General features: G+C 62.7%; 4 protein-coding genes. All 4 read left to right on the top strand.

Going from position 1 to position 4,294, the window contains the following annotated elements:
• The coding region (locus tag J0I64_RS01265; protein ID WP_291405635.1) for a creatininase family protein at positions 1-284 on the top strand (284 nt) is incomplete at its 5' end.
• Between the two features lie 9 nt (positions 285-293).
• On the top strand, positions 294-1,310 hold the full coding sequence (locus J0I64_RS01270) for a LacI family DNA-binding transcriptional regulator (protein WP_291405637.1): 1,017 nt from the start codon (positions 294-296) through the stop codon (positions 1,308-1,310).
• A gap of 1 nt (position 1,311) precedes the next feature.
• On the top strand, positions 1,312-2,064 hold the full coding sequence (locus J0I64_RS01275) for a glutamine amidotransferase (protein ID WP_291405639.1): 753 nt from the start codon (positions 1,312-1,314) through the stop codon (positions 2,062-2,064).
• A gap of 26 nt (positions 2,065-2,090) precedes the next feature.
• The gene (locus J0I64_RS01280; protein ID WP_291405641.1) at positions 2,091-4,022 is read left to right on the top strand and encodes an adenine deaminase; all 1,932 of its coding nucleotides are present in this window, start codon (positions 2,091-2,093) and stop codon (positions 4,020-4,022) included.
• Positions 4,023-4,294: the final 272 nt, after the last annotated feature.

Here is a 4,294-nt window from a genome sequence, read left to right on the forward strand (position 1 = left end):
GCGAGCCTGCCGGCCCCGGTTTCTATCACGCCGACGAAGTGGAGACCGCCATCATGCTGGCGGTTGCGCCCGAAGGCGTCGACATGGCGCGGGCCGAGCCCTCCTATCCCAGCTTTCCACCGACCTTCGGCAGCGAGCCGATGCAGTTTCGCGACTTCAATCCATCCGGTGTTTTCGGCGACCCGCGGCCTGCCACGGCAGCAAAGGGCGAGGCGCTGATTGCAGGCGTCCTCGGCGAAAGCCTGCGCATCGTCGCCGCATGGAAGGAGCGCCATGGCATTTAGGGGGCGGAAATGGCCACGCTAAGCGATGTTGCTGCCGAAGCCGGGGTCTCGCCCACGGCCGTTTCGCGCTATCTCAACAATCGCATCGAGCTGCCCCAGGCGACGCGCGACCGGATCGATGCCGCCATAGCCAAGCTCGACTATCGCCCCAACCTGCTGGCGCGGCGTCTCTCCACCGGCAAGTCGGAAGCGATAGCCCTCGTCACACCGGACATTGCCAACCCCTTCTTTGCCGAGCTCGCCGCCTCCGTGGAGCGGCAGGCCCACGCCAATGGCTATTCGGTCTATATCACCTCGACCGGCGGCAATGCCGATGCCGAGGTCAACGCCATCCGCCGCATGGCCGACAGCCATGTCGACGGGCTGATCATGACCACCAACCGGGTGGACGACGGGTCGCTTGCTGGCCTCCTTGCCGGTCGGGAAAATGTCGTGCTGCTCGATGAAGACATCGACGGGGTCAGCGTGCCGCGCGTCTTCGTCGACAATGCTGAGGGCGCCTATCTCGCGACGAGGCACCTTATCGCCAATGGGCACACGGAAATCGCCCTGATCGGTGGCCCGCATCGACTGATGAGCGTCAATGAACGCCTCGCCGGTTTCACCCGCGCCATGGATGAGGCAGGCCTGCCGGTGCGGCCGGGCTGGGTGATGCTGGGCGACTACACCCGGGACTATGGCGTCGCCGCCGCCTCTGTGCTGCTCGATGCGGTCGATCTGCCGACAGCCATTCTTGCCTGCTCCGACTACATCGCCATCGGCGTGATGCAGGTCGTGCGCGAGCACGGCCTGTCCATTCCCTACGACATCAGCCTCGTTGGTTTCGACGACATGGCCTTTGCGGCCCTCGTCGATCCACCGCTGACGACCATTCGCCAGCCGGTCGCCGCCATGGGCGAACTGGCGGTGAAACATCTCCTTGCCCTTCTCGAAGGGCAGACCCCGGCTGCCGAAACCCGACTGCCGGTGGAATTGGTGACGCGAAAATCCGTCGCCCCTCCTAAAACGCTTCGCATAAAGGCCTAAAATGACCAAACGCATCCTCATCGCCGGCGAATCCTGGACCGTGCATTCGATTCACCAGAAGGGGTTCGATAGCTTCACGACGACCGAATATGCCGAAGGCGTGCGCTGGCTAAAGGCGGCCCTGGAGAAGGGCGGCTGGGACGTCACCTTCCAACCCTCGCATGTCGCGGCCCGCGATTTCCCCTTCACTGCCGAAGATCTCGCGGCCTATGATGTGGTGCTGCTCTCCGATATCGGCGCCAATACACTGCTGCTGCACCCCGAAACCTTCACCAAATCCCGCGTCCTGCCCAACCGTCTCGCCTCGATCCGCGACTATGTCGCCAATGGCGGCGGTCTCGTCATGGTGGGCGGCTACCTGACCTTCCAGGGCATTGACGCCAAGGGGCAATATGCCGGCTCGCCGATCGAGGAAGCGCTGCCCGTCACCATCGAAAAGGGCGACGATCGTGTCGAGGCGCCGCAAGGCATCGAGCCCATCGTGAGCGATGCCGCCCACCCCATCGTTGCTGGCCTCGAAGCCACCTGGCCGATCCTTCTCGGCTACAATCGCATTGCCGCCAAACCCGGCACGTCGCTCGTTGCCAGCGTTGGCGATGACCCGCTGATCGTGTCCGGTGATTTCGGCAAGGGCCGCAGTGTCGCCTTCGCTTCCGATTGTGGTCCGCACTGGGCGCCGCCGCCGTTCGTCGACTGGGCTGGCTACGACCGCCTCTGGACCCAGCTCTGCGATTGGGCTGCAGGCAAGGCCTGATCTGGCTTGCCCGCCCGAACTACCCTATGGGACAATGCAAGAGGTCGGCGCCACGGCGCCGGCCTATCTGTTTTGAGACTGGAAACGCCGTGACCACTCCCCTCCCCGACGACCTCATTGTCAACGCCAAGGACGAAGTGGCGATCCGCAAGCACCTTGCGCTCGTCGCGCTGGGCAAGAAGCCAGCGGATCGCGCCGTGCGCGTTGGGCGGCTTCTCGACACCTATGGCCGTAACTGGCACGAGGATCAGGAGATCGTCATTTCCGGCCGCCGCATCGCCTGGGTCGGCCCCGCCGGCGCCTATCCCGGGGAAGTCGCCGAGCGCGTTGATCGCCTCCAGTTCAGCGCCGTGCCAGGATTTGGCGAGGTGCATAAGCATATCGAGTCGAGCCACCTGACCCCGGAATGGGAAGCAGCGCTCGTTTTGCCGCATGGCTGCACCTGGACCTGCGAGGCGAGCCACGAATTTTCCAACGTCAACGGCCCGAAAAATCTCGAATTCTGGCTGACTGCGCGGCGCGCCGGTTCGCCAGCGAAGATCTTCCCGCTGCCAGGATCGGCCGTACCGCCGACCGCCTATGAGTGGGGTGGCGGGCATTTTGGCTTTGCCGAGCAGAACGAATTTTTGCGTGACCACCTGCTGGTCGCAGGCCTTGATGAAGTCATGGATTGGCCGGCGGTATGGAACCCAGAAAATCCCTCGTATGAGCGGCTCTGGGGTATGATCGAAGCGACATTTGCACAGCGCGGCGTGGTCGAGGGCCACGCTGCAGGCATGCGGGCGATCAATGATATCAATGCCTTCGCCGGCGCCGGCATGGCTTCGGACCACGAAGCCTGGACCCCCGAAGAGGTCGCCGACAAACTGCGCCGCGGTCTTTTCATGGAGCTGCGTCCGCATTCGCTCAAGGACATCATCACCGGGCTTCTGGCGCAGGGCCAGCAGGACTGGTCCAATTTCGCGCTTTGCACGGACGACCGCAGCGCTTCGGACACGATGAAGCTTGGCGCGACCGACCACAATGTGCGGCTCGCCATGGAAGCGGGGCTTCCGCTCGAAATCGCGGTGCAGCTTGTCACTATCAACCCGGCGCGGCACATGCGACTGACGCCATGGGTCGGCGCGATTGCGCCCGGCCGCTTTGCCGACCTGGTGCTGCTCGATGACGAGAAGACTCTCGGCATTGGCGAAGTTTGGGCTGACGGACAGCAGGTGTCCTCGGGCAAGACCTATACTGCCGAGGTACCAAAGATCGACTGGCCCGAATGGGCGACCACGTCGGTCAATATCCAACGCAAGATGACCGCTGCGGACTTTGCGATCGCGGCCCCGGATGGTCGAGAAAGCGTCAATGCAGCACTGCTCCGCCCCTTCCACTGGCACGACGAGTTCATCACCGCCGAACTGCCTGTGGTCGATGGTCTCGTGCAGCGCGACAGCGAGCGGAACATTACAAAATTCGCCATCGTCGATCGTTTCTCGGGCGAGGGAAAGACGGCCAGAATGTTCTGGCTGGGCACAGGTCCGAAGACAGACGATACGGCGCTCGCCTGCTCGATGGGCCATGACAAGCACAATATCTGGGTCGTAGGCTCGTCGGACGAGGCGATGGCTCTGGCCGTTAACGCGCTCAATGAGATCCAGGGCGGATGGGCCCTGGTCAGCGGCGGTAAGGTACTTGCGACCGTGCGCTATGAAGTCGGTGGCCTGATGACCTGTCGTCCCGCTCCCGAGCTCGACAAGGAAATGCTCGAGCTCTACCGGCAGGGCGAAACGATCGAGTGGATATACGAACCCACCTTCTCGCCGCGCTGGTGGCCAGGTTTTCCCGAGCGCCTGGCGTTCGCCACGCTGACCTGCTCGCCCTGGCGCTGGGTACTGGTGGCCCCCTCGCCGCTGGCGCCAGACGGTTTCGTCAATGTTTCCAACGGCCAAACGCATCCAATCGTTTGGTAGAAACGCAAAAGGCGGGCCAGAGGCCCGCCTTTTCTTTGTTCATTTTAGACCAGCAGCTCGCGTCGACGTCCGGACGGAGATGCTCTGTGAAGACGCGGAAATGAAGGCCCTTTCGGGTTCGGCTCTGTTCTGGTTTTGGTGTGTTTGTCCGTTGCGTTTTAACGCAAAAAGCCCCGGTTCTTATGAACCGGGGCTTTTGTTATGTATCGTGAAGAGGTTACGTGTTTTTGGCAGACCTTGCAGTGACCTACTCTCCCAAGTCTTAAGACTTA

The sequence above is a fragment of the Devosia sp. genome, assembly GCF_017307565.1.
Lineage (GTDB): Bacteria > Pseudomonadota > Alphaproteobacteria > Rhizobiales > Devosiaceae > Devosia.

Bases quoted from the DNA above. Each gene is read 5' to 3' on its own strand.
- J0I64_RS01270 (WP_291405637.1), top strand. From the start codon at position 294: ATGGCCACGCTAAGCGATGTTGCTGCCGAAGCCGGGGTCTCGCCCACG.
- J0I64_RS01275 (WP_291405639.1), top strand. From the start codon at position 1,312: ATGACCAAACGCATCCTCATCGCCGGCGAATCCTGGACCGTGCATTCG.
- J0I64_RS01280 (WP_291405641.1), top strand. From the start codon at position 2,091: ATGGGACAATGCAAGAGGTCGGCGCCACGGCGCCGGCCTATCTGTTTT.